The following is a 24,527-nucleotide window of genomic DNA, read 5'->3' as shown; positions in this document are numbered from 1 at the left end:
TCGTCGGAACAGGCATGCCCACTCGCCGTGACGTCCTGCGCCTGGTGCCCCTCGCGGCTCTGGCGGTCGCCGCCCCGTCGCTGCTGTCCGGCTGCTCCGACGACGACCCTTCCCCCACGGAGCCCGGCGGCGACCTCGACCTGGTCGCCTCGGACGTCGAACGGAGCGAAGGCCTGCCCGAGGCGGTGCCCGACGCCGTCGCCTCGCTGCACGCGCTCGGCGCGGGCCTGTGGGGCGAGCTTGGGCCGGCCGCCGACGCGAACCTCGCGGTCTCGCCGTTCTCGATCGGCGTCGCCCTGGGGCTGACGGCCAACGGGGCCCGGGCCGAGACCCTCGCCGAGATGCAGCGGGTGCTCGCGGCCCCCGACCTGGACCGCCTCAACGGCGGCCTGAACGCGCTGACCCGGCACGTCGAGTCGCTCGCCGGGCCGGTGCAGCGCGGCGACGGGAGTGAGGCCGAGCTGCTGCTCGACAGCGCCAACGCCCTCTTCGGGCAGCGCGACACCGAGTGGCAGCAGGAGTTCCTGGACGTGCTGGCCCGGGAGTACGGCGCCGGCATGCGGCTGGTCGACTACACGTTGGCCGCCGAGCAGGCGCGCACGCTGATCAACGACTGGACCGCCGAGCAGACCCACGACCGGATCGAGGAGATCATCCCCGAGGGGGTGCTTGACGCCCTGACCCGGCTGGTGCTCGTCAACGCGCTCTACCTCAAGGCGCCCTGGGAGCACCCCTTCGAGGAGTTCAACACCGAGGAGCGGCCCTTCCACCTCGCCGGCGGCGAGACCCTCCGGGTGCCGACGATGTACGCCGGCCTCGACGACGCTGCGTACGCCGGCGGCGACGGCTGGCAGGCGGTGCGGCTGGGCTACGCCGGAGGCGGGCTGGCGATGACCGTCGTGCTGCCCGACGAGGGGCGCCTCGCCGACCTCGAGGCGGCGATCGCGGGCGGCGACCTGCCGGCCGTGCTGGCCGCGCCGCGGCCCCAGGGCGTCGACCTGACGCTGCCCAAGTGGACCTTCCGCACCGACGCCCCGCTGCGCACCGCGCTCGAGGCACTCGGCATGCCGCTGGCCTTCGACAGCGAGCGCGCCGACCTCTCCGGCATGACCGCCGAGGAGCGGCTGCACCTGCAGGCGGTGCTGCACCAGGTGTTCATCGCCGTCGACGAGGAGGGCACCGAGGCCGCGGCCGCCACCGCGGTCGTGGCCGGCACGACCTCGGCGCCGCCAGAGCGCCGGACGGTGGTCGTCGACCGGCCCTTCCTGTTCGCTATCCACGACCTCGAGCACGGCACGCCGCTGTTCCTGGGACGGGTGGCCGACCCGCGCGGCTGACCCCGCCCGATCGGGCCGCTGACCGGGGCGGGGGCACACTTGCCGGATGGACAGGTGGGGCACTCCGCACCCCGAGGACGCCGCGGGCGCCGAGGTGCTCGAGCGGGCTGGGCGGGAGCCGCGGCTCACCTCGCGGGGCCGGCGGTGGGTGGCCGCGTCGATGGCGCTGCTCGCCGTGGCCGGCGCGGCCCTCTGGCTGGTCGAGGAGCGGGTGCGCGGCCGCGACGAGCGGGCCGTCGCCGCGTGCCGCGACGTGGCCCAGGCGGCCGACAACCGCAGCCTGGTCACGGTCGGCTTCATGGTCGACCACGTCGAGCCGGCGCTGCTCGCGGTGCGCGAGGAGGCTCGACGCAAGGGCCTGGTCGCGCTGGTGGCAGAGGCCGCGCAGCGCGCCGAGCCGGGTGTCGTGGCCGCGGTCGCCGAGTGCGAGCGCCAGGACACACCGGCGCCCTGGCACCCCGGCCTCCGGAGCCGCCGCGCGGCCTACCTCGACTACCTCGACGCGCGACTGCGCTGGCTGCGACTGATCGCGGCCGACGGGCAGGCCTACTACCGCGACCGGCCGTGGCTCGCGGCCGCCCGCGAGGCGGCCTTCGGCGGCTGAGCGACCCCGATCCCGGTCCCGGCTCGCAGCCGAGGCGGGGTGTCGGAGAGCTCTCCTACACTGGCCTGACCACCCCCTGTCGTTCCGACCGGGGGCGCTCGTGCTGCGCCCTCTCCGCGCCGCCGCCCATCCGCGCACCACCAGGGAGCCACCGTGAGCCTCACCGGCCTGGCCGACGCCGTCCTCGCCGACCCCACCCTCGCCTCCGCGATGGCCGACGCCCGCGGCGGCGCGGTGCGGGCCCTCGACCTCACCGGCCCCGAGTCGCTGCGGCCGTTCGTGGTCGCGGGGCTGGTCCGCGAGGGCAGGACCGTGCTCGCGGTCACCGCCACCGCCCGCGAGGCCGAGGACCTCGTCGACTCGCTCGGCTGCTTCCTCGACCCGCGCACGGTCGCCCTCTACCCGAGCTGGGAGACCCTGCCGCACGAGCGGCTCAGCCCGCGCAGCGACACCGTCGGGCAGCGGCTGGCGGTCCTCCGGCGGCTGTGCCACCCCGGTGACTCGGCCGGCTCGGCCGGGGCCGCCGCCAACGGGCCGCTCCAGGTCGTCGTCGCCCCGGTCCGCTCGGTCCTCCAGCCCCAGGTCAAGGGCCTCGGCGAGCTGCGGCCGGTCGAGCTCGAGCCGGGCGACACCGCCCCCCTCGACGAGGTGGTGCAGCGGCTCGCCGACGCGGCGTACTCCCGCGTCGACCTGGTCGAGAAGCGCGGCGAGTTCGCGGTGCGCGGCGGCATCGTCGACGTCTTCCCGCCCACCGAGGAGCACCCGCTCCGGGTCGAGTTCTGGGGCGACGACATCGAGGAGATCCGCTCGTTCTCGGTCGCCGACCAGCGCACGCTCGACACGGTCGAGCGGCTGTGGGCGCCGCCGTGCCGCGAGCTGCTGCTGACCGAGCAGGTCCGCGAGCGCGCGGCCGAGCTGGGCCGCGCCCACCCGCAGCTGCTCGAGCTCACCGACAAGATCGCCGCCGGCATCGCGGTCGAGGGCATGGAGTCGCTGGCGCCGGCGCTGGTCGACGAGATGGAGCTGCTCGTCGACCTGATGCCGGCCGACACCCACGTGCTCGTGCTCGACCCCGAGCGGGCCCGCACCCGCGCCCACGACCTCGTCGCGACCAGCGAGGAGTTCCTGGGGGCGTCGTGGGCGGCCGCGGCCGGCGGCGGCACCGCGCCCATCGACCTCGGCGCCGCGTCGTACCGCTCCCTCTCCGAGGTCCGCGAGCACACCCTCGACCGAGCCGTGCCGTGGTGGACGATGAGCCCGTTCGGCATCGAGGACGACGACGCTCCCGGGGGCGACGTCGACGTGCTCGTGGGCGCGGTGCCCAGCCGGGGCCTGTCCGCGCACCCCGCCGAGGCCTACCGCGGCGACGTCGAGCGCGCGATCGCCGACGCGAGGGCCTGGCTGGGCCAGGGCTTCCGGGTGGTGTTCGTGCACTCCGGGCACGGGCCCGCGCAGCGCCTGGTCGAGGTGCTCGGCGAGCACGACGTGCCGGCCCGGCTGGTCGACGACCTGGCCGCCCCGCCCGACCCCGACGTGGTCACCGTCGCCACCGGCGGCCTGACCCACGGCTTCGTCGACGAGGCCAACCGGCTGGTGCTGCTCACCGGCGAGGACCTCTCGGGTCAGAAGTCCTCGACCCGCGACATGCGCAAGATGCCGGCCCGGCGCAAGCGGCAGATCGACCCGCTGGAGCTGAAGTCCGGCGACTACGTGGTCCACGAGCAGCACGGTGTGGGCCGGTTCGTGGAGATGAAGCAGCGCGAGGTCGGCGGCGCGACCCGCGAGTACCTCGTGCTCGAGTACGGCGCGTCCAAGCGCGGCGGCCCGCCGGACCGGCTCTACGTGCCCGCCGACGCGCTCGACCAGGTGACCCGCTACGTGGGTGGCGAGCAGCCCAGCCTCGACCGGCTCGGTGGCGGCGACTGGACCAAGCGCAAGAACCGCGCCCGCAAGGCGGTGCGCGAGATCGCCGCCGAGCTGATCAAGCTCTACGCCGCGCGGCAGGCCACGCAGGGCTACGCGTTCGGCCCCGACACCCCCTGGCAGCGCGAGCTGGAGGACGCGTTCCCGTTCACCGAGACCCCCGACCAGCTGAGCACGGTCGACGAGGTCAAGGGCGACATGATGCGCACGGTGCCGATGGACCGCCTGGTCTGCGGCGACGTGGGCTACGGCAAGACCGAGATCGCGGTCCGTGCGGCGTTCAAGGCGGTCCAGGAGGGCAAGCAGGTCGCGGTGCTGGTGCCGACCACGCTGCTGGTCACCCAGCACCACTCGACGTTCGCCGAGCGGATGAGCGGCTTCCCCGTCGTCCTCAAGCAGCTCTCGCGGTTCCAGACCGACAAGGAGGCCGCCGAGGTGATGGCCGGCCTGACCGACGGCACCGTCGACGTCGTGATCGGCACCCACCGGCTGCTCAACCCCGACATCCGGTTCAAGGACCTCGGGCTGATCATCGTCGACGAGGAGCAGCGCTTCGGCGTCGAGCACAAGGAGCAGATGAAGCGGCTGCGCACCTCCGTCGACGTGCTCGCGATGAGCGCGACACCGATCCCGCGCACGCTCGAGATGGCGATCACCGGCATCCGCGAGATGTCGACGATCACCACCCCGCCCGAGGAGCGGCACCCGGTGCTGACCTATGTCGGCGCCTACGAGGACCGCCAGGTTGTCGCCGCAGTGCGTCGCGAGCTGCTGCGCGAGGGCCAGGTGTTCTACATCCACAACCGGGTGAACTCGATCGAGAAGGCCGCCGCCCGCATCCGCGAGCTGGTGCCCGAGGCCCGGGTCGCGACCGCGCACGGCCAGATGAACGAGAAGCAGCTCGAGCAGGTGATGCTCGACTTCTGGGAGAAGCGCTTCGACGTGCTGGTCTGCACCACGCTGGTCGAGTCGGGTCTCGACGTCTCCAACGCCAACACGATGATCATCGAGCGCTCCGACACCCTCGGCCTCTCCCAGCTGCACCAGCTGCGCGGGCGGGTGGGTCGCTCCCGCGAGCGGGCCTACGCCTACTTCCTCTATCCCGGCGAGAAGCCGCTCACCGAGACCGCGCACGAGCGGCTCGCGACCCTCGCGCAGCACTCCGACCTCGGTGGCGGCATGGCGATCGCGATGAAGGACCTCGAGATCCGCGGCGCCGGCAACCTGCTCGGCGGCGAGCAGTCCGGCCACATCGCCGACGTCGGCTTCGACCTCTACGTGCGGCTGGTCGGCGAGGCGGTGGCCGAGTTCAAGGGCGACGGGGAGCCCGAGCAGCAGGAGGTGCGCATCGAGCTGCCGGTCGACGCGCACCTGCCGCACGACTACATCTCGAGCGAGCGGCTGCGCCTGGAGATCTACAAGCGGCTCGCCGAGGTGCGCTCCGACGACGACGTCGACGCGATCCGCGACGAGCTTCAGGACCGGTACGGCGACATGCCCGACGTGGTCACCAGCCTGCTGCTGGTCGCCCGGTTCCGCGCCCGGGCCCGGCGGGCCGGCATCGGCGAGGTGACGATCGCGGGTCGCAACGTCCGCTTCGCGCCGGTCAGCCTGCCCGACTCGCGGGTGGTGCGGCTGAACCGGCTCTATCCCAAGAGCGTGGTCAAGACCCAGCTCGACACCGTGCTGGTGCCGCGCCCGCAGACCGCGGTGGTCGGGGGGAAGCCGATCGCCGGCGTGGCCCTGCTTGAATGGGCACGGCAGGTCATCGACTCCGTCCTCGACCCCGAGGCCGCCGGAGCCCAGAAGCCGGCCTGACCCGTCGCACCACCCGCACCGATCCCAAGGGAGCCTCCCGTGAGCACCACCCCGCGTCCGCTGCGCCGTTCGCTTGCCGGCGTCGTCACCGCCTCCGCCCTGCTGCTCTCCGGTTGCGGTGCGGCCGGGTGGAATCCCGGGGTCGGCGTGCGAGCGGGCGACCAGACGATCAGCAGCTCCCGGGTGGAGGAGCTGACCGCCGGCTACTGCGCCGCGATCGAGAGCCAGCTCGAGGAGGGCGGCCAGGCCTTCGCCGGCCGCTTCCTGCGTGGCGGCGTGGTCGGTGAGCTCGCGCTCGCCGCGGCCGCCGAGGAGATGGCCGACGACTACGGCGTCACCGTGGCCGGGCAGTACGACCGCCAGGTCTCCAGCCTCGAGCAGGCCGTCGCCGACCTCCCCGAGGACCAGCAGGAGGCCGTGATCGAGATCGAGGCGGCCGGCAGCTACGTGGTGGAGGCCAAGATCGAGGTCGGCCAGCTGCTGCTCGTCGAGGAGGGCGCCGCCGGCGACCCCACCCGTGAGGAGTCGCTCGCCCGCGGCGAGGAGGCCTTCGCCGACTGGCTCGCCGAGAACGAGGTGCGCCTCGACCCGTCGTACGGCATGGCGATCGAGGACGGCGTGGCGGTGCCGGTCGACACCGGCCTGTCCTACGCCGTCAGCGACGTCGCCAAGCAGGGCGACGTCACCGAGCCCGACCCGGGCTACGCCGGCAGCCTGCCCAACAGTCAGCGCTGCGGCTGAGCCTGATCCGGTGGTCGAGCCTGCCGAGACCGCCGGCGAGCCGCTGCTGGAGTTCCGCGCGGTGATGCGCCGGCTCCAGGCCGAGTGCGGCTGGAAGCGCGCGCAGACCCACCGGTCGCTGGCGCGCTACCTGCTCGAAGAGACCTACGAGACGCTCGAGGCGATCGACACCGGCGACCTCGACCACCTGCGCGAGGAGCTCGGCGACCTGCTGCTGCAGGTCTACTTCCACGCGCTGATCGCCGAGCAGGAGGGCGCCTTCACGCTCGACGACGTCGCCCGCGACATCACCGCGAAGATGTACCGCCGCAACACGCACGTGTTCGGGGGCGACGAGCACGAGGCGGCCGGCCTCACCGATCCCGCGGCGATCAACGAGGCCTGGGAGGCGGCGAAGGCCGACGAGAAGCAGCGCAGCTCGGTGACCGACGGGCTGCCGCCCGGCCTTCCCGCGTTGCTCTACGCCGACAAGGTGCTCGACCGGCTGCAGCGGGCCGGCACACCGGCGCGCGTCGAGCCGGCCCAACCGGTGGTCGAGCCCGCCGCTCCGGTGGTCGAGCCCGCCGAGACCATCGGCGACCGGCTGCTCGCCCTCGTGGCCGAGGCCCGCGCCGGCGGCGTCGACCCCGAGCAGGCGCTGCGCGACGCCGTACGCCGGGTGCTGCCGGGCTGAGCGGTGGGGCCCGCGCAGGGCCTTGAGCCCTGTGTTCGACGGACCTTCTTCCCGGCGATGCCCGCGGGGGAGGGTGCCCGCCCCGGCCGGGTCTAGGCTGGGCCGAGGCCGGCCCGGCCCACCCGCTGGAGCCGCCGCACGACCCCGCACGACAACTGCACATCCCTCTCGACCAGACCTCCGTCGGGTCGACCGACTCGTCACCTCTCGTCTTCAAGGAGCACTACGTGGCAAGCATCGAAGCCGTCGGCGCACGCGAGATCCTCGACTCCCGAGGCAACCCCACCGTCGAGGTCGAGGTCCTCCTCGAGGACGGCACCTTCGCCCGCGCGGCCGTCCCGAGTGGCGCCTCCACCGGCGCGTTCGAGGCCGTCGAGCTGCGCGACGGCGGCGACCGCTACCTCGGCAAGGGCGTCGAGAAGGCCGTCGAGGGCGTCGTCCAGACGATCGCGCCGGCCATCGAGGGCCTCGACGCCGACGACCAGCGCCTGATCGACCAGGTGATGCTCGGTCTCGACGGCACCCCCAACAAGGCGACGCTCGGCGCCAACGCGATCCTCGGCGTCTCGCTCGCGGTCGCGCGCGCCGCCGCCGACTCGGCCGGCCTGCCGCTCTACCGCTACGTCGGTGGCCCCAACGCCCACCTGCTGCCGGTGCCGATGATGAACATCCTCAACGGCGGGTCGCACGCCGACTCCAACGTCGACATCCAGGAGTTCATGATCGCGCCGATCGGGGCGCCGACGTTCCGCGAGGCGCTGCGGATGGGCGCCGAGGTCTACCACGCGCTGAAGTCGGTGCTGAAGAAGAAGGGCCTGGCCACCGGCCTGGGCGACGAGGGCGGCTTCGCGCCGAACCTCGAGTCCAACCGGGCCGCGCTCGACCTGATCGCCGAGGCCGTGGAGGCCGCCGGCCTCAAGCTCGGCACCGACATCGCGCTGGCGATGGACGTGGCCGCCAGCGAGTTCTACAAGGACGGCGCCTACGCGTTCGAGGGTGGCACCAAGTCGGCCGCCGAGATGACCGCCTACTACGCCGACCTGGTCGCGGCCTACCCGATCGTCTCCATCGAGGACCCGCTCGACGAGGACGACTGGGAGGGCTGGAAGGAGCTGACCGACCAGCTCGGCGACAAGATCCAGATCGTCGGCGACGACCTGTTCGTCACCAACGTGGAGCGTCTGCAGCGCGGCATCACCGGCGGTCAGGCGAACGCGCTGCTGGTGAAGGTCAACCAGATCGGGTCGCTCACCGAGACCCTCGACTCCGTCGACCTCGCACACCGCAACGGCTACCGCTGCATGATGAGCCACCGTTCCGGGGAGACCGAGGACACCACGATCGCCGACCTCGCCGTCGCCACCAACTGCGGCCAGATCAAGACCGGTGCCCCGGCCCGCTCCGAGCGGGTCGCGAAGTACAACCAGCTGCTGCGCATCGAGGACGAGCTGGGCGACGCCGCGCGCTACGCCGGCGCGGCCGCGTTCCCGCGTTACCAGGCCTGATCGGGGCACAATCGGGCCCATGCCCGACCTGAGGCCCGATCCCCGGCGCGATGCACGCCGCACCCCGCCCCGGGGGTCTCGCCCCCGGGGCCGGACCGGTCCCGGCCGTCTGGCCGGGACCGGGCGCTCGGCGCCTCCTGCGCCCGGTGCCGGGCCGGCCCCGGCTCGCCGTCCCCGGTTGACCGGCCGGGCCGCGATCCTGCTCCTCGTGGTCGCCGTGCTCGGTGTCTCCTACGCCTCGTCGATGCGCGCCTACCTCGAGCAGCGCGCGCACATCGTCGACCTCAAGGAGCAGATCGCCGAGCGGCAGGCGGCGATCGCCGACCTCGAGCGCGAGAAGGACCGGTGGGAGGACCCCGCCTACGTCGAGGCGCAGGCCCGCGAGCGGTTCGGCTACGTGATGCCGGGCGAGACGGCGTACGTCGTGCTCGACGAGGACGGCGAGCCGCTCGAGGCCGAGTCGCAGCTCAACGACCCCGCCGACGTGCTCGGGGACGAGCCCGAGGCGTGGTGGGAGGATGCCTGGGCCTCGGTCGAGCTCGCCGGCGACCCGCCGCGCGACCAGGCGCCGCCGGCGACCCAGATCGACGGCTCCGACGAAGGTGAACCAGAGGACCAGTGACCAGCATCGACCCCGCCGACGAGGCCGCGATCGAGGCCCAGCTGGGCCGGGCGCCCCGGGCGATCCACGCGGTCGGGCACCGCTGCCCGTGCGGCAATCCCGACGTCGTCACCACCGAGCCGCGGCTTCCGGGCGGCACGCCGTTCCCGACGACGTTCTATCTGACCTGTCCGCGGGCCGCCTCCCTGATCGGCACCCTCGAGGGGTCGGGGCTGATGAAGCAGATGCAGGCTCGGCTCGGCGACGACCCCGAACTGGCGGCCGCCTATCGCGCCGCCCACGAGCGCTACCTCGAGGCGCGAGCCGAGCTCGGCTCGGTGCCCGAGATCGAGGGCATCTCCGCCGGCGGCATGCCCGACCGGGTCAAGTGCCTGCACGTGCTCGCCGGCCAGGCGCTCGCCCAGGGCCCCGGCGTCAACCCGCTCGGCGACGAGGTGCTCGCGCTGCTGGGGGAGTGGTGGCGCTCCGGGCCGTGCGTGCCGCGGCCCGCGGCGGAAGACCCGGCGTGAGTCGCGCACCGGTCGCGGCGATCGACTGCGGCACGAACACGATCAAGCTGCTGATCGGCGATCCGGGCGAGAACCTGGAGGCCGCGGTGCGCGAGATGCGGATGGTGCGGCTGGGCCAGGACCTCGACCGCACCGGACGGATCGCCGACGAGGCGCTGGCCCGCGCCTTCGCGGCCCTCGACGAGTACGCCGCGCTGATCCGCGCCCACGGCGCCCGGCGGGTCCGCTTCGTGGCGACGTCGGCGACCCGCGACGCGAGCAACGCGGAGGCCTTCACCGCGGGCGTGCGGGAACGGCTCGGGGTGGAGCCCGAGGTGGTCAGCGGAGCCGAGGAGGCCGCGCTCGCCTTCGACGGCGCGGTGCGGCACCTGCGCGAGCAGCCGGCCGAGCCGGTGCTGGTCGTCGACATCGGCGGCGGCTCCACCGAGCTGATCCTCGGCGGTGTGAGGACCGGCCCGGCGGCCGCCCACTCGATGGACATCGGCTCGGTCCGGCTGCACGAACGCCACCTGCGCTCCGATCCACCCACCCCGGACGAGGTGGCCGCGTGCCTCGCCGACATCGACGCCCACCTCGACGCCTGCCCGGTAGACCCGTCGGCGGCAGGCACGGTGGTGGGTGTCGCCGGCACCGTCACCACGCTCGCCGCCGGAGCCCTGAGGCTGAGCGCCTACGACCGCGAGGCCACCGATCAGGCGGCGCTGCCCGTCGAGGTCGTGCACGCCCTGGTCGACCGGCTGGTGGCGATGCCGGTCGCGGACCGGCTGGCGCTGGGCTACCTGCACCCCGGCCGCGCCGACGTCATCGACGCCGGTGGCCTGATCCTCTCGCGGGTGCTGCGCCGCTCGCCGGTGGCCGCCCTCGTCGTCTCCGAGTCCGACATCCTCGACGGGATCGCCTGGTCGCTCGCCGGGGCGTGATGGCCCGCCGCGTTTGTGCCGAGCCCGCGTGGGGCATCGGGAGGGCATGAGCGCCACCCGCAGCCCCGAGCAGATCGAGGCCGAGATCGCGGCCCAGCGCGAGCAGCTCGCCGCGACCGTCTCCGAGCTGCAGGAGAAGCTGGATGTGAAGGCGCAGGCCAGGCAGCGGGTCGGCGGCCTGCGCGAGCGGCTGGTCACCCCCGACGGCTCGCCGCGCCCGGAGGCCGTCGCCGCCGGTGCCGTGCTCCTCGGGCTGACCGTGCTGCTGGTCGTGCGCCGCGCCCGCCGCTGATCCGGCTGGCACCCGTCCCGCATCCGCCCCCCCACGAACCCGCACACCTGACGAAAGGGAGCACCCATGAAGAAGCTGATCCTCCTCGCCGGCGTCGGCGTCGGCTACGTCCTCGGCACCAAGGCCGGGCGCGAGCGCTACGAGCAGATCAAGGGCATGGCCCGCGGCTTCGCCGGCAACCCGAAGGTCCAGGAGACCGTGAGCAAGGCCCAGGACACCGTGGCCGCGCAGGCGCCGGTGGTCGCCGACGCCGTGAAGGACAAGGCCGGCGCCGCGGCCGGCGCCGTCAAGGACAAGGTCTCCGGCGGCTCCGACGACCAGGTCACGACGACCGACCCGGCGGCCCCGGCATCGCCCCCGCTCAGCTGACCGGCTCGCCCACCGGGCCGGGGGCCGAGCCGAGGCTCGCGCACCCGGTCACCGGCGAGCCGTTCGGATCCCCGGTCCCGCCCGGCACGGGCTGGCCCGGGGATCCGGCGCGTCCGGACACTCCCGTCGCCCGCACTCCCACCGGGGTCGCCAGGCAGGCGCGGTCCGTGCGGATCCTGGCCGACCTCGATGCCCGGGTCTCGGTCTGCCGGGCCTGCCCGCGGTTGGTCGCCTGGCGTGAGGAGGTCGCCCACACCAAGCGGGCGTCGTACGCCGCCGAGCCCTACTGGGGGCGGCCGATCCCGGGCTGGGGAGACACCGAGCCGCGGGTGCTCGTGGTGGGGCTCGCTCCCGCCGCCAACGGCGGCAACCGCACCGGGCGGATCTTCACCGGCGACCGCTCCGGCGACTGGCTGTTCGCGAGCCTGCACCGGGTCGGTCTCGCGGCCCGGCCCGACAGCGTGCACGCCGGCGACGGCCAGCGGCTGATCGGCACCAGGATGGCCGCGGCGGTGCGGTGCGCGCCGCCGCTGAACAAGCCGACCGTCGACGAGCGTGACGCCTGCGCCCCCTGGTTGGACGCCGAGGTGGCGCTGGTGGCGCCCTCCCTGCGGGTGGTGGTGGCCCTGGGCTCGTTCGGCTGGCAGGCCGCCCTGCGCACGTTCCGCTCGCTCGGTTGGCAGGTGCCGCGTCCGGCCCCCCGGTTCGGCCACGGCGCCGAGGCCCGGCTGACCGCGCCCCCGGGAACCGGCCGGGCCGGCGGGCGGACCGAGGTGCTGCTGCTGGGCTGCTACCACCCCAGCCAGCAGAACACGTTCACCGGCACCCTCACCGAGGCGATGCTGGACGAGGTGCTCGGCCGCGCGGCGGCCACTGCGAGAATGCCCGGGTGACCCAGTCTCCTGCTCCGACCAGCGGATCCCGATCCACGCACGCGATCACCGTCCTCGGCCACGACCGGCCCGGCATCATCGCCGAGACCACCGCGCGCCTCGCCGACCTGGGCCTCAACCTCGAGGACTCCACGATGACGCTGCTGCGCGGCCACTTCGCGATGATGCTGATCTGCGAGGGCGAGACCGGCGAGGCCGCGCTCGAGGAGGCCCTGGCGCCGCTCGCCGCCGACGGCACCCTGACCGTGACCGTGCGGCCGCTGCCGCCGGAGCACCACGAGCCGGCCGCGGGCACCTCCTGGGTGCTGACCGTGCACGGTGGTGACCGGCCCGGCATCGTCTCGGCCGTCGCCGGCGAGGTCGCTCGTGTCGGCGGCAACATCACCGACCTCACCACCCGGCTGGCCGGCGACCTCTACCTGCTGGTCGCCGAGATCGACCTGCCCGCCGGCGTCGAGGTGGCCGGCGTCGAGGCCGCGATCGGCGAGGCGGCCGCGCGCCTGGGCGTCGGGGCGACGCTGCGCCCGATGGAGGCCGACGACCTGTGAGTGGCACTCCAGCAGCGAGCACGGTGAACGACCGGGTGGCGTCCTGGTCGGCGACGGAGCTCGGCGTCGAGGGTCGCGTCCTCGACGTGGTCCGCGCCCCGGCAACGGTGCTCTCGAGCAAGGGCGAGGACGTCGACCCCACCTCCGCGGAGGCAGTGCAGCTCGCCGCCGACCTGGTCGCCACGATGCGGGTCAGCCCCGGCTGCGTCGGCCTGGCCGCGCCACAGGTGGGCGTCGGGGCACGGATGTTCTGCGTCGACGTCTCCGAGCACCCCAAGACCCGCGACCACCACGGCACCTTCGTGCTCTGCAACGCCGAGGTGGTCGAGGCCAGCCGCAACGAGAAGGCCCGTGAGGGCTGCATGAGCGTGCCCGACTTCACCGGCGACGTGAAGCGCGCGACCCGGCTGGTCGTCCGGGGCCAGCTGCCGGGCACCGGCGAGGAGGTCACGGTGCGGGCCAACGCCTTCGAGGCACGCTGCCTGCAGCACGAGATCGACCACTGCGAGGGGCTGCTGTTCCTCGACCGCGCCGCGGGCGCGCACGCGATCTACCCCCGCAAGACCTACCTGTAGCGTCCGGTCGACGACCCTCGGCCCCCGTATCCCAACCGGTAGAGGAAGCCGCCTTAAAAGCGGCGTGTTCTGGGTTCGAGTCCCAGCGGGGGCACCCTCGCCGTCCACAGCTCCGACCCCCGGCTTCCCCCGGGCCCCGCTGGTGCGACATGCTGGGGCCGGCCCGCCGACGCGGGGTGGGGGCGAGCAGGAGTGGGGGCGTGACGGTCTTTCTGGTGATCGGGCTGGTCGGGCTCGTGCTGCTCGGCGTCTCGCTCGTGCTCGGCGACGTCTTCGACGGCGCCCTCGACGCGCTCGCCGGCGACGCGTTCTCCAGTGCGGTGATCGGCGCGTTCGTCGCGGCGACCGGCTTCGGCGGGGCGGCGGCCCAGGCGCTCGAGGCGCCGATGGTCGTGGCGCTGCCGGCCGGCCTGGCCGCGGGTGTGGTCTTCGGCTGGTTCGCCTGGTGGCTGACCCGGCTGATCCGAGACGGCGGCAGCGACGCCACCGTCAGCATCGACGACACCGTCGGGCGCGACGGCAAGGTCCTCACCAGCATCCCCACCGACGGCTTCGGCGTCGTGAACATCCTGGTGGGCGGCCACACCCTGCGGCTCAACGCCCGCGCCGACCAGCCGCTCGAGCCCGGCACCGAGGTGCACGTCACCAGCGTGCTCTCCCCGACCGCGGTCACCGTCGCCCCGATCTGGAACCAGTTGCCCTAGCAATCCGTCGGAGCGCCCGAGCGGCGCGCCGCCGCCTCACCCACCCCCTCTCGGAAGGACCCCCGGATGTCCGTGCTGATCCCCGTCGGCGGCCTCGTACTCCTCCTCGTGCTGCTGGTGCTCCTGGTCACCAGCCGCTACAAGGTGGCCGGCCCCAACCAGGCGTTCATCGTCACCGGGCGCAAGGGCAAGGCGGTGCTCAACCCCGAGACCGGTGCGCTGACCACCGACCTGTCGGGGCAGAAGGTCATCCTCGGCGGCGGCACGTTCGTCATCCCGTTCGTGCAGAAGCTCGCCACGATGGACCTCTCCTCGCGGCGCATCTCGGTGCAGATCCGGGGGGCGGTGTCCGGCCAGGGCATCAAGCTCAACGTCGAGGGCGTGGCGATCGTCAAGGTCGGCGGCAACGCCGACCAGATCCGGCTGGCCGCCCAGCGCTTCCTGTCCCAGCAGGCCGACATCGAGCCGTTCACCCAGGAGGTGCTGGCCGGTGCGCTGCGCTCGATCGTCGGTGGCCTGACCGTCGAGCAGATCATCCGCGACCGGGCCGCGTTCGCGCAGCGGGTCGCCGACGAGTCCGAGAACTCGCTCACCGGTCAGGGCCTGATCCTCGACACCTTCCAGATCCAGGACGTCACCGACGACGGCAGCTACCTCGCCGACCTCGGGCGCCCGGAGGCCGCGCGTATCCAGCAGGCCGCGTCGATCGCCGAGGCCAACGCCCGGCAGGCCGCCGAGCAGGCCCGGATCGCCGCCGAGGAGGAGATCGCGGTCTCCCAGCGCCAGCTCGCCCTGAAGCAGGCCGAGATCAAGGCCGAGACCGACGCCGCGTCCGCGCAGGCGGCCTCCGCGGGGCCGCTCGCCCAGGCAGATCGAGACCAGGCGATCCTTCTCGAGCAGGAGAAGGTCGCCGTGCGCCAGGCCGCCCTGACCGAGCGCAAGCTCGAGACCGAGGTCCGCAAGCCGGCCGACGCGGCTCGCTACAAGGTCGAGCAGGAGGCCGAGGCGAACCGTTCGGCCGAGATCGCCGGCGCCGAGGCCCGCAAGGCCGCCACGATCGCCGCCGCCGAGGCGAAGGCGCAGGAGGCCCGGCTCTCCGGTGAGGCGGAGAAGGCTCGCCGTGCCGCACTGGCCGAGGCCGAGGCCATCGAGGGTGCGCGTCGCGGTGAGGCCGAGCGGGCCCGTCGTGTCGCCGAGGCCGAGGCGACCCGCGCCGAGGGTGAGGCCAAGGCGGCCGCCACGCTGGCGATCGGTCAGGCCGAGGCCGAGGCGATGGACAAGCGGGCCGAGGCGTTCGCGCACTACAACGACGCCGCGGTGCTGCAGATGCTGATCGAGGTGCTCCCGCAGATCGCCCGCGAGGTGGCCTCGCCGATCGCCGGCATCGACAACCTCACCGTGATCTCGCCCGACGGCGCCGGCGCGCTGCCGCGGCAGGTCAACGACAACGTCGTGCAGACGCTCAACATGCTCAAGGCCTCCACCGGTCTGGACCTCGAGGCACTGGTCAAGAGGTCGGTCAACCGCGCCGCCGAGGGCACCGGGTTGGTGGCCTCCGACACCGTGGCCGCCGACGAGGCGGCCGAGGCGGGCTCGCGCGGCTGAGAACCAGCCAGAACCAGCCCCGTCCAGCGGGAACGATCCGGCGCACCGGCGCGTTGCACAACACGAGAGCCGGTCTAGTCTGGCCTCACGGCGAGCCGTCAGGGCGACGGCCACCAGGCCTCCAGGGAGGAGACCACACGATGCAGAGCAACAACCCGGTGTTCCGACGCTCGGCCGAGTTCAACGGGTCGGGCGGCAACTCCTACGGCACCCAGCAGGGCTACGCCGACCCCTCGACGTGGGGCACCGGCACGCCCGGCATGCCCAGCACCGACGTGCAGGGCCCCACCGCCCGGATGACCGTCGACTCGGTGGTGCAGAAGACCGCGTTCTCCCTCGGCGCCGTGATCGTGGCCGCCGCGGCGACCTGGTTCCTCACCGCCGACATCACGACCGAGACCACCGCCGACGACCTCGGTGGGCTCTACGCCGCCGCATCGCTCGGTGCGCTGGTCGCGTTCGCGCTGTCGATGGTCAACTCGTTCAAGCGCGTGGTCAGCCCGGCGCTGGTGATGGCCTTCGCGGTCGCCGAGGGCATCGCGCTCGGTGCGATCAGCAAGATCTTCGACGCCCAGTTCGGCGGCGGCATCGTCACCCAGGCCGTGATCGGCACGTTCGCCGCGTTCGCGGGCACCCTGGCCGCCTACAAGTTCTTCGAGATCAAGGTCGGCCAGAAGTTCCGCATGTTCGTGATGGCCGCGGTCTTCGGCATGATCGGGCTGAGCCTGATGGAGCTCGTGCTCGGCATGTTCGGCTCGCAGATCGGCCTGTTCGGCCTCGGCGGCCTCGGCCTGCTCACCGCGGTCGCCGGTCTGGTGCTGGGCGTGTTCATGCTGATCCTCGACTTCGACTTCGTCGAGTACGGCGTGGCCAACGGCATCGACGAGCGCGAGTCGTGGCGCGCGGCGTTCGCGATGACCGTGAGCCTGGTCTGGATCTACACCAACCTGCTGCGTCTGCTGGCGATCTTCAGCCAGGACTGACCCACAGCCGCACACCGCGAGGGGCCCCGGAGCGATCCGGGGCCCCTTCGTCGTGTTCGAGGTCAGCCCTCGCCGTCGAGCCAGGCGAGCACCGCGAGCACCCGGCGGTTGTCGTCGCCGGCCGGGGGCAGGTCGAGCTTGGTGAGGATGTTGCCGATGTGCTTGCCGACGGCCTTCTCGGTGACCACGAGCCGCTCGGCGATCGCGGCGTTGGAGCGGCCCTGGGCCATCAGCTCCAGGACCTCCCGCTCCCGGGGCGTGAGCCGCTGCAGCGGGCGGTGGCGCCCGGAGCCGCTCACCAGCCCGGCCACCACCTCGGGGTCGAGCACCGTGCCGCCCGCTGCGACCTGACGGACCGCGGCGAGGAAGACGTCGACGTCGGCGACGCGGTCCTTGAGCAGGTAGCCGACCGCTCCGGTGCCGCCGGCCAGCAGGTCGCGGGCGTAGAGCGGCTCGACGTACTGACTCAGCACCAGGACCGGGAGGCCCGGCCTGGCGGCGCGTGCGGCGACCGCCGACCGCAGCCCCTCGGTGGTGTGGGTGGGCGGCATCCGGACGTCGACGATCGCGACGTCGACGTCGGGGCGGGCCAGGGCCCGATCCAGCGACGGGGCGTCGTCGACCGCCTCGATGACCGTGATGTCGCCGGCCTCGAGGATCCGGGTCAGGCCGACCCGGAGGAGGGCCTGGTCCTCGGCTACGACGGCGCGGAGCCCGGGGACGTCGGGGTCGTCGGGCACGGCACCTCCAGGGTCACGACGGTGGGACCGCCGGCGGGGCTGGACACGGTCATGCTGCCATCGAACGCGGCCAGTCGCCGGGCCACGCCGGCCAGCCCGGAGCCGGCCGGGTCGGCGCCCCCGACGCCGTCGTCCCCGACCACCAGTCGCAGCCGCTCGTCCTGGTGCGCCCCGGACACCCAGGCCCGGGAGGCCGCGGCGTGCTTGACGGTGTTGGCCAGGCACTCCGCGACCGCGAAGTACGCCGCCGACTCCACCGGGGCGGGCAGCGACTCCGGCACGTCGAGCGCGAGCGTCACCGGCAACGGGATCGACAGCGCGAGGGCCTCCACCGCACCCGGCAGACCACGGTCGGCCAGCACCGGCGGGTGGATGCCGCGCACGACCGACCGGAGGTCCTCCAGGGCCGAGACCGTGGTCTCGCGGGCCTCGCGCAGCAGCTCGGCCGCGGCCGCGGGGTCGCTGGCGATCAGCTTCTCCGCCAGGCCGACGTTCATGCCGACCGCGGCGATCCTGGCCTGCGCGCCGTCGTGCAGGTCGCGCTCGATGCGGCGCACCTCGGCAGCGTTCGCGTCGAGGGCCTCGGTGCGGGTCGCCGCCACCTGCGCGACCCGTCGCTCCAGCTGCGCGACCAGAGAGTGGCCCAGGATCGCGCGGTCGGCCAGCGTCCGCGCGCGCACCAGCGGCGGCGTGACCAGCCACCAGACCAGTGGGCAGACCAGGCTCAGGCCGAAGGTCAGCGCCCACACCCGGCCGGGGTCGATCAGCAGGCCGGCCAGGTGGACGACGGGCGTCAGCAACAGCAGCGGCGGCAGCGCCGACAGGATCGCCCCGCCGGTCGTCGAGTAGGCGAGGAAGCCGACGTCGCGCCAACGGTTGCCGTCGCGCAGCCACACGAGAGGACGCCCCAGCAGGCCGCGGCCCGCGGTGTCGGCGTACCCCGCCGGCACCGGCTCGCCGAGCAGCCCGCCGGCCAGGCGGCGGTGCCAGGAGGCCAGCAGCGCGGTCGCCGGCACCACCCCGGCGGCGAGCACGAACCCGACCCCGGCCGGCCCCGTCGGCACCGCGACGACCGTCAGCACGAAGAGCACCAGCGCGGGCACGAACAAGAGGAACTGCCCGGCGCTGACCAGGGTCAGTCGCAGCCGCTCCACCAGCGCGACCTGGTCGACCGGCGCGGGGTGCACGGTCGTGATCGGGGCGAGCAGGCTCGGCATCGGCGCCCAGTCTGTCATCGGGCGGGCACCGCAATGGTGCCGTCGAGCATCGTCCGGCGCAGCGCGGTGCGGGCGGCCAGCACGGTCAGGGTGACGGCGGCGGCGACGACCAGCGGCGGCAACCACAGCTGACCGTCGGGGACGAGCCCCTCGTCGCGGGCCACCGAGAACGGCACCACCGTGACCAGCGCCGCCAGCGACCCCAGCAGTACCCCGACGACCGCCACGACCAGGGACTCGGCGACGACGGCGGCGCGCACCTGGTCCGGCGTGGCACCGAGCCGCCAGAGGAGGACCAGCTCCGGGCGCCGGTGCGCCAACAGGGCCACGGTCGAGCTGACCACGAGGATCGCCGCGAACACCACGATCATGCCGACCACCACCAGGTTGAGCAGGTTGATGGTCTGGGCCTCCTCCGCGGGCACCCCGGCGGCCCGGCGGGTGCGGTCGTCGATGCCGAGGATCGTCAGGATGCTGGTCGCGGCGCTGGTCAGCACGATCACGGGGCCGAGCAGCCCCGCCAGCAGCCGGGCGCGGTGCCGCAGGTGCTGGCCCGCCAGCTGTGCCCAGGTGCCCCGGCCGAGCCACCGCAACGGCACCGAGCAGCCACGCAGCAGCGGCGCCGCCACCAGCGCCAGGCCGACCGCGACCACGATCCCCGCCGCCCCGCTGGTCTGCATCGCGGCATAGGGGTCCTCCGCGTCGGCGGTGACCGTCACGGTCACCACCGCCATCGCGGCCCCGTAGCCGACGAGCAGCACGGCCAGCGCGACCCGCCACCGCGGCAGCCGCGACCGCTCCACGTCGGCCGAAGCGAGGGCCTCCCGGACCGGACCCCGGGTGGTCCGCCGCGCCGCCACACCGGCCGCGACCAGGCTGGTCGCCACCACGACGAGGGCGACGCCGCCGAGGGAGCGCGGGCCGCCGCCGAAGCGCACGTCGTCGGCGACCAGGCCGCCGTCGCGGACCATCGCCAGCAGCAGCCGGCCACCGATACCCGCCAGCGCGGCCCCGCCCAGCGCCGCCGCGAGCGCGACCGTGAGGGTCTCCAGGCGCACCAGCCGGCGGGCCTGGCGCGGGGTGGCGCCGATGGTGCGCAGCGTCGCCACCTCCGTGGTCCGCTGGCCGACGGCGATGCCGACGGTGCTCGCGGTCGCGAACAGCACGATCACCGTGCCCCAGGCGCCGACGACCAGTCCCATGACCGTCAGCGTCTCCGCGTCCAGCTCCGACACCGGGCCGGTCGCGGTCTCCGCCAGCGTCGCGAACGAGCCCATCAGCGTGGTCCCCAGCAGCAGGGTCACGAAGGTCGCCGCGAACGCGTCGGCGCGGTGCCGCACCGACCGCAGGGCCAGGCCGATCACGACGCCGCCCCCTGCCGGGAGGCGGCGACCAGCTGGTCGAGGTGTGCGAGCTGACCGGCGACGGCGTCGGCGCTGGGGGAGGCCATCTGGCCGGCCACCCGGCCGTCGACGAGGAAGGCCACGCTGTCGGCGTACGCCGCGGCGACGGGGTCGTGGGTGACCATGACGACCGTCTGAGCCCGACCGGAGACGGGGCGGTCGACGATGGATCGCAGCAGCTCCAGGACGCCGCGGGCGCTGCGACTGTCGAGGGCTCCGGTCGGCTCGTCGGCGAGCACCACGCTCGGCTCGGTGACCAGGGCCCGGGCCAACGCGACGCGCTGCTGCTGGCCGCCGGAGAGCTGAGCCGGCAGGTGCCCGGCCCGGTCCGCGAGGCCGACCCGGGCGAGCAGCGCCTGCACCCGGTCGCGGTCCGGGCGCCGCCCGCTCAGCCGCACCGGCAGGGCGACGTTCTGCTCGGCGGTGAGGTAGGGCATCAGCTGGAACGACTGGAACACGAACCCGAGGTGGTCGCGCCGGAAGCGGGTGCGCTCGTCGTCGGCCCACTCGGTGACGTCGGTGCCGTCGACCAGCACCCGGCCCGCGGTGGGCCGCTCGAGGCCGGCCGCGCAGGTGAGCAAGGTCGTCTTGCCGGAGCCCGAGGGGCCCATCACGGCGGTGAAGGTGCCGCGGTGGAACGTCAGGTCCAGCCCGGCGAGGGCGTGCACGGCCGCTGCGCCGTCGCCGTAGGTGCGGGCCAGGCCGTGCAGCGCCAGGGCGGGGGCCTGCGTAGGCGGGACGGAGGGGATGGAGAGGGACATCGTGGATACTCCTGGGAGTCGGCGCTGTGTCGACTCCGACGCTTCCAGCGCGGGTGCCCGGCCACGAGGGGCCCAGACCGCCGACCGGGGGTGGGCCTGGACCCACCACCCGGCAGCTCGGCTCGAGCTCAGTCGTCCGCGGTCCCGGTGGGCGAGAGGCCGTCGGCGTCGTCGCCGGGGCTCTCGTCGCCCTCGTCGGGGGCCTCGCCCGCCGCCTGCGGGTGCCGCCGGCGGTGCCGCAGCTCGACCCACAGCCCGCGCACCCCGAACCGGGCGCCGCCCACCTCGGTGCCGTCGAGCTCGGTGCCGGGCTGGTTGACCGCCTGGATCGCGGCCTTCGTGATCGGCAGCACGCCCTCTCCGCGCAGCGCCTCGGGGCGCGCCTCGTCCTCGGGGATCTGCCCCAGCGCGGCCAGCGCCGAGGGCAGCAGCACGGCCGCGAGCGAGCGGTAGCCCTCGGCCGAGGGGTGGAACTGGTCGGGCCCGAAGAGCAGCGCCGGGGCCGCGGCGAACTCGGGGCCGAGGATCGAGCCGAGCGACACGGTCCGGCCGCCCTCCTCGAGCACCGCGATCGTCTGCCCCGCGGCCAGCCGGCGCGACCAGGTGCGGGCCACCTGCTTGAGCGGCGGGGCGATCGGCTTGATCGTGCCGAGGTCGGGGCAGGTGCCGACCAGCACCTCGACGCCGGCCTCGCGCAGCCGGCGTACCCCCTCCTGGAGGTGGCGGACCGAGGCCGAGGGGAGCACCGTGTGGGTGACGTCGTTGCCGCCGACGAGGATCACCGCGATGTCGGGCTCGATCGGCAGCGCGCGGTCGATCTGGGCGGCCAGGTCGGAGGACTGCGCGCCGACCACCGCGAAGCTGCGCAGATAGACCCGCCGGTCGGCCCGCTCGGCCAGACCGCTGGCCAGCAGGGAGCCGGGGGTGTCCTGCACCCGCTCCACGCCGTAGCCGGCCGCGCTGGAGTCGCCCAGCAGCGCGACCTTGAACGCCGGACCGGGCCGGCCGCGGCCGTACCACCCGGTGCAGTCCGGCGGCGGCTCGTCGCGCGGATCGCCGATCGTCTTGCGGGCCAACGTCGCCTCGACGCGCATCACCCCGTAGAGCGCGGCGCCGAGCGCCGAGACACCGCCGCCGCCGTACGCAGCGGCGGACGCGAGCTTCCGGGCGGCTGCAGCTTTCCCCACGCGCCTCACTCTACGGAGCGCCACCCATGAGGGTGAGAGAGCGGGGTTTCGCGGGTGACGGTCGCCACCCGTAGTTTGGGCCCGTGCAGTACGTGAACTCGCTCCTCGACCTGATCGGCAACACTCCGCTGCTGCGCCTCTCGCGCACGCTGGACGACCTGAACCCCGAGACCGGGGCGTCCGGCCCGCTGGTGCTCGCCAAGGTCGAGTACCTCAACCCCGGCGGGTCGGTGAAGGACCGGATCGCCACCCGGATGATCGAGGCGGCCGAGGCCTCCGGCGCCCTCCAGCCCGGCGGCACGATCGTGGAGCCCACCTCGGGCAACACCGGGGTCGGCCTGGCGATGGTGGCCCAGGCCAAGGGCTACCGCTGCGTGTTCGTCTGCCCCGACAAGGTCAGCGAGGACAAGCGCAACGTGCTGCGCGCCTATGGCGCCGAGGTCGTGGTCTGCCCGACCGCCGTCGAGCCCGAGCACCCGGACTCCTACTACAACGTCTCCGACCGGCTCGCCTCGCAGCCGGGCGCCTGGAAGCCCGACCAGTACTCCAACCCCCACAACCCGCGCTCGCACTACGAGACCACCGGGCCGGAGATCTGGCGCCAGACCGAGGGCCGGATCACGCACTTCGTCACCGGCATGGGCACCGGCGGCACGATCAGCGGCGTCGGGCGCTACCTCAAGGAGCAGAACCCGGCCATCCAGGTGATCGGTGCCGACCCGGCCGGCTCGGTCTACTCCGGCGGCACCGGACGCCCCTACCTGGTGGAGGGCGTCGGCGAGGACTTCTGGCCCGAGACCTACGACCGCGACATCGCCGACCGGGTGATCGAGGTCTCCGACGCCGACTCGTTCGCGTTCACCCGCCGGCTCGCCCGCGAAGAGGCGCTGCTCGTGGGCGGCTCGTCGGGCATGGCCGCCTTCGCCGCCAAGCAGCTCGCCGCCGAGCTGGCTGCCGAGGGACGCACCGACGCGGTGATCGTGGTGCTGCTGCCCGATTCGGGCCGCGGCTACCTCACCAAGCTGTTCAACGACGACTGGCTGGGCCAGTACGGCTTCCGGGTCGACGGTGCCGAGGCGGCCGTGCAGACCGTCGGCGAGGTGCTGCGCGGCAAGGACGGCCGGCTGCCCGATCTGGTGCACACCCACCCGGGCGAGACCATCGCCGAGGCCGTCGCCATCCTCTCCGAGTACGGCGTGAGCCAGATGCCGGTGGTCCGTGCCGAGCCGCCGGTGGTCGCCGCGGAGGTCACCGGCTCGGTGTCCGAGCGGGCCCTGCTCGACGCGCTCTATCAGGGCGCCGCGTCGCTGACCGACCGGGTCGAGGCACACATGTCGCCGCCGCTGCCGACGATCGGCTCCAGCGAGGACGCCAAGGCGGCGGTGCGGCTGCTCGAGCAGGCCGACGCCGTCCTGGTGCACGAGGACGGCAAGCCGGTGGGCGTGCTGACCCGCCAGGACCTGCTCGGCTACCTCGCCCGCGGCTGACGGTCCGCAGTCGCGGGTCCGGTGACCGCCCGCGGGTCCCGCCCGCGACGCGGCCCGGTGCTGCGTAGGCTGCGGACATGCGCAGCCCGGCCCGTCAGCCCACGATGGCCGACGTGGCGGCTCGCGCGGGAGTCTCGCACCAGACGGTTTCGCGGGTGCTCAACGACCTGCCGGGGGTGCGGGAGGAGACCGCGCTGCGGGTCCAGCAGGCGATCGCGGAGCTCGGCTACCGGAGGAACCGCTCGGCACGGCTGCTGGCGTCGCGCCGGTCCGGGCTGGTCGGGGTGGCCACCTGGGGAACCAGCCACTTCGGCCCCCAGCAGACCCAGCTCCAGCTCGATCTGGCTGCCCGCGAGGCCGGCTTCCGGCTGACCACCGTGGCGATCCGCGACCTGGTCATCGACGACGTGCGGGAGGCGGTCGACGAGCTGCTCGAGCAGGGGGTCGAGGCGGTCGTGCTGCTGCTTCCGCACGACTCCGTGGTCCGCTTCGTGCAGCAGGTCGAGCTCGGCGTGCCGGTGGTCGTGGTGGAGGGCGACCCGTCCCGCACCCCGCTCAGCGTGGCGGTCGACAACGTGCAGGGGGCGCGGTTGGCGACCCGGCACCTGCTCGAGCTGGGGCACCACACGGTCACCCACGTCGCCGGGCCGCCCGGGTGGGCCCAGACCGCGGCCCGCATCGAGGGGTGGCGCACCGAGCTGGAGGAGTGGGGCCGGCCGGTGCCGCCGCTGCGGTGGGGTGGCGACTGGTCCGCCGACAGCGGCTTCGCCGCGGGCAGCGCGCTGGCTCGCGAGCGCGAGGTGACGGCCGTGTTCACCGCCAACGACCAGATGGCGATGGGGCTGATGGCCGCCCTGCGGGAGGCGGGGCGGCGGGTCCCGGCCGACGTCAGCGTCGTCGGCTTCGACGACCTGGCCGAGTCGGTCTACTTCGACCCGCCGCTGACCAGCGTGCGCCAGGACTTCGGCGAGCTGGGCCGGCGCTCGATGTCGCTGGTGACCCGCGCGCTGGCCGGCGAGGTCGGGCCGGTGGTCGACCTGGTGCCGACGCAGTTGGTGGTGCGGGCCTCCACGGCCAGGTGGGCGAGCTGAGCAGCCGTCGGCCATAGGGT

General features: G+C 74.1%; 24 protein-coding genes and 1 tRNA gene. 20 read left to right on the top strand and 5 right to left on the bottom strand.

Translation table 11 applies throughout. From position 1 onward, the window contains the following. The first annotated feature begins 14 nt into the window (after positions 1-14). The 18 genes from D6B71_RS13275 to D6B71_RS13190 all read left to right on the top strand — a co-directional run bounded on the left by D6B71_RS13275 (position 15) and on the right by D6B71_RS13190 (position 16,621). A complete protein-coding gene (locus D6B71_RS13275; RefSeq protein WP_121255774.1) occupies positions 15-1,337 on the top strand; it encodes a serpin family protein in 1,323 nt (440 codons plus the stop codon). A gap of 46 nt (positions 1,338-1,383) precedes the next feature. Next, positions 1,384-1,941: a hypothetical protein gene (locus D6B71_RS13270; protein WP_121255772.1), complete on the top strand. Its 558-nt coding sequence runs from the start codon at positions 1,384-1,386 to the stop codon at positions 1,939-1,941. Between the two features lie 153 nt (positions 1,942-2,094). Then, positions 2,095-5,682 (top strand): transcription-repair coupling factor, encoded by a 3,588-nt coding sequence (mfd, locus tag D6B71_RS13265; protein ID WP_206051741.1) that lies wholly within the window; start codon positions 2,095-2,097, stop codon positions 5,680-5,682. Positions 5,683-5,721: 39 nt separating this feature from the next. Continuing rightward, entirely contained in the window at positions 5,722-6,423 is a 702-nt protein-coding gene (locus D6B71_RS13260) for a hypothetical protein (RefSeq protein ID WP_121255770.1), read from the top strand. 10 nt (positions 6,424-6,433) lie between these two features. Further along, the gene (locus D6B71_RS13255; RefSeq protein WP_240641401.1) at positions 6,434-7,096 is read left to right on the top strand and encodes a nucleoside triphosphate pyrophosphohydrolase; all 663 of its coding nucleotides are present in this window, start codon (positions 6,434-6,436) and stop codon (positions 7,094-7,096) included. Positions 7,097-7,323: 227 nt separating this feature from the next. After that, positions 7,324-8,601: a phosphopyruvate hydratase gene (gene eno / locus D6B71_RS13250; protein WP_121255768.1), complete on the top strand. Its 1,278-nt coding sequence runs from the start codon at positions 7,324-7,326 to the stop codon at positions 8,599-8,601. A gap of 178 nt (positions 8,602-8,779) precedes the next feature. After that, on the top strand, positions 8,780-9,223 hold the full coding sequence (locus D6B71_RS13245) for an FtsB family cell division protein (RefSeq protein ID WP_240641400.1): 444 nt from the start codon (positions 8,780-8,782) through the stop codon (positions 9,221-9,223). Continuing rightward, positions 9,220-9,732, top strand: a complete 513-nt coding sequence (locus D6B71_RS13240) for a DUF501 domain-containing protein (protein ID WP_121255764.1) — start codon at positions 9,220-9,222, stop codon at positions 9,730-9,732. Before D6B71_RS13245 ends, D6B71_RS13240 begins: the two co-directional genes overlap by 4 nt. Next, positions 9,729-10,652 carry a Ppx/GppA phosphatase family protein gene (locus tag D6B71_RS13235; protein WP_121255906.1) on the top strand — a complete coding sequence of 308 codons (924 nt, stop codon included), beginning with the start codon at positions 9,729-9,731 and terminating at the stop codon, positions 10,650-10,652. Before D6B71_RS13240 ends, D6B71_RS13235 begins: the two co-directional genes overlap by 4 nt. A 46-nt stretch (positions 10,653-10,698) precedes the next feature. Continuing rightward, positions 10,699-10,944 (top strand): DUF3618 domain-containing protein, encoded by a 246-nt coding sequence (locus D6B71_RS13230; protein ID WP_121255762.1) that lies wholly within the window; start codon positions 10,699-10,701, stop codon positions 10,942-10,944. 66 nt (positions 10,945-11,010) lie between these two features. After that, entirely contained in the window at positions 11,011-11,313 is a 303-nt protein-coding gene (locus D6B71_RS13225; RefSeq protein ID WP_206051740.1) for a hypothetical protein, read from the top strand. Next, positions 11,310-12,206: a uracil-DNA glycosylase gene (locus tag D6B71_RS13220; protein WP_121255904.1), complete on the top strand. Its 897-nt coding sequence runs from the start codon at positions 11,310-11,312 to the stop codon at positions 12,204-12,206. The genes D6B71_RS13225 and D6B71_RS13220 overlap by 4 nt, the downstream gene beginning before the upstream one ends. Next, a complete protein-coding gene (locus D6B71_RS13215; RefSeq protein WP_121255760.1) occupies positions 12,203-12,754 on the top strand; it encodes a glycine cleavage system transcriptional repressor in 552 nt (183 codons plus the stop codon). Before D6B71_RS13220 ends, D6B71_RS13215 begins: the two co-directional genes overlap by 4 nt. Before the next feature lie 23 nt (positions 12,755-12,777). Continuing rightward, on the top strand, positions 12,778-13,329 hold the full coding sequence (gene def, locus D6B71_RS13210) for a peptide deformylase (protein WP_121255758.1): 552 nt from the start codon (positions 12,778-12,780) through the stop codon (positions 13,327-13,329). Between the two features lie 20 nt (positions 13,330-13,349). Further along, positions 13,350-13,423: transfer RNA gene (locus D6B71_RS13205), tRNA-Leu, on the top strand. 106 nt (positions 13,424-13,529) lie between these two features. After that, positions 13,530-14,033, top strand: a complete 504-nt coding sequence (locus D6B71_RS13200; RefSeq protein WP_164519653.1) for an NfeD family protein — start codon at positions 13,530-13,532, stop codon at positions 14,031-14,033. A gap of 66 nt (positions 14,034-14,099) precedes the next feature. Beyond that, on the top strand, positions 14,100-15,638 hold the full coding sequence (locus tag D6B71_RS13195) for a flotillin family protein (protein ID WP_206051739.1): 1,539 nt from the start codon (positions 14,100-14,102) through the stop codon (positions 15,636-15,638). 140 nt (positions 15,639-15,778) lie between these two features. Next, complete coding sequence (locus D6B71_RS13190; RefSeq protein WP_121255754.1) at positions 15,779-16,621, top strand: Bax inhibitor-1/YccA family protein; 843 nt, start codon at positions 15,779-15,781, stop codon at positions 16,619-16,621. 62 nt (positions 16,622-16,683) lie between these two features. Here the strand turns inward: D6B71_RS13190 and D6B71_RS13185 are convergent, their stop codons facing one another. The 5 genes from D6B71_RS13185 to D6B71_RS13165 form a co-directional block, all read right to left on the bottom strand. Then, a complete protein-coding gene (locus D6B71_RS13185) occupies positions 16,684-17,361 on the bottom strand; it encodes a LuxR C-terminal-related transcriptional regulator (RefSeq protein ID WP_121255752.1) in 678 nt (225 codons plus the stop codon). Next, positions 17,319-18,578 carry a sensor histidine kinase gene (locus D6B71_RS13180; RefSeq protein WP_206051738.1) on the bottom strand — a complete coding sequence of 420 codons (1,260 nt, stop codon included), beginning with the start codon at positions 18,576-18,578 and terminating at the stop codon, positions 17,319-17,321. Before D6B71_RS13180 ends, D6B71_RS13185 begins: the two co-directional genes overlap by 43 nt. 14 nt (positions 18,579-18,592) lie before the next feature. Next, positions 18,593-19,942, bottom strand: a complete 1,350-nt coding sequence (locus D6B71_RS13175) for an FtsX-like permease family protein (RefSeq protein WP_164519652.1) — start codon at positions 19,940-19,942, stop codon at positions 18,593-18,595. After that, positions 19,939-20,742: an ABC transporter ATP-binding protein gene (locus D6B71_RS13170; RefSeq protein WP_121255748.1), complete on the bottom strand. Its 804-nt coding sequence runs from the start codon at positions 20,740-20,742 to the stop codon at positions 19,939-19,941. Before D6B71_RS13170 ends, D6B71_RS13175 begins: the two co-directional genes overlap by 4 nt. Before the next feature lie 128 nt (positions 20,743-20,870). Next, positions 20,871-21,929, bottom strand: coding sequence for an SGNH/GDSL hydrolase family protein (locus D6B71_RS13165; protein ID WP_121255746.1), 1,059 nt, complete (start codon positions 21,927-21,929; stop codon positions 20,871-20,873). An 83-nt stretch (positions 21,930-22,012) separates the two neighbouring features. On the opposite strand from D6B71_RS13165, the gene D6B71_RS13160 reads away from it, so the two are divergent. Both D6B71_RS13160 and D6B71_RS13155 read left to right on the top strand, forming a co-directional pair. Then, a complete protein-coding gene (locus D6B71_RS13160; protein ID WP_121255744.1) occupies positions 22,013-23,416 on the top strand; it encodes a cystathionine beta-synthase in 1,404 nt (467 codons plus the stop codon). 77 nt (positions 23,417-23,493) lie between these two features. Continuing rightward, positions 23,494-24,507, top strand: coding sequence for a LacI family DNA-binding transcriptional regulator (locus tag D6B71_RS13155; RefSeq protein ID WP_121255742.1), 1,014 nt, complete (start codon positions 23,494-23,496; stop codon positions 24,505-24,507). Positions 24,508-24,527 lie beyond the last annotated feature (20 nt).

It is taken from the genome of Nocardioides ferulae (assembly GCF_003660455.1).
GTDB classification, from domain to species: domain Bacteria; phylum Actinomycetota; class Actinomycetes; order Propionibacteriales; family Nocardioidaceae; genus Nocardioides; species Nocardioides ferulae.
Note: the sequence above shows the minus strand (reverse complement) of the source record. Positions and strands in the feature narration are given on the sequence as shown.

Bases quoted from the DNA above. Each gene is read 5' to 3' on its own strand.
- D6B71_RS13275 (WP_121255774.1), top strand. From the start codon at position 15: ATGCCCACTCGCCGTGACGTCCTGCGCCTGGTGCCCCTCGCGGCTCTG.
- D6B71_RS13270 (WP_121255772.1), top strand. From the start codon at position 1,384: ATGGACAGGTGGGGCACTCCGCACCCCGAGGACGCCGCGGGCGCCGAG.
- D6B71_RS13230 (WP_121255762.1), top strand. From the start codon at position 10,699: ATGAGCGCCACCCGCAGCCCCGAGCAGATCGAGGCCGAGATCGCGGCC.
- D6B71_RS13225 (WP_206051740.1), top strand. From the start codon at position 11,011: ATGAAGAAGCTGATCCTCCTCGCCGGCGTCGGCGTCGGCTACGTCCTC.
- D6B71_RS13195 (WP_206051739.1), top strand. From the start codon at position 14,100: ATGTCCGTGCTGATCCCCGTCGGCGGCCTCGTACTCCTCCTCGTGCTG.
- D6B71_RS13190 (WP_121255754.1), top strand. From the start codon at position 15,779: ATGCAGAGCAACAACCCGGTGTTCCGACGCTCGGCCGAGTTCAACGGG.
- D6B71_RS13180 (WP_206051738.1), bottom strand. From the start codon at position 18,578: ATGCCGAGCCTGCTCGCCCCGATCACGACCGTGCACCCCGCGCCGGTC.
- D6B71_RS13170 (WP_121255748.1), bottom strand. From the start codon at position 20,742: ATGTCCCTCTCCATCCCCTCCGTCCCGCCTACGCAGGCCCCCGCCCTG.
- D6B71_RS13155 (WP_121255742.1), top strand. From the start codon at position 23,494: ATGCGCAGCCCGGCCCGTCAGCCCACGATGGCCGACGTGGCGGCTCGC.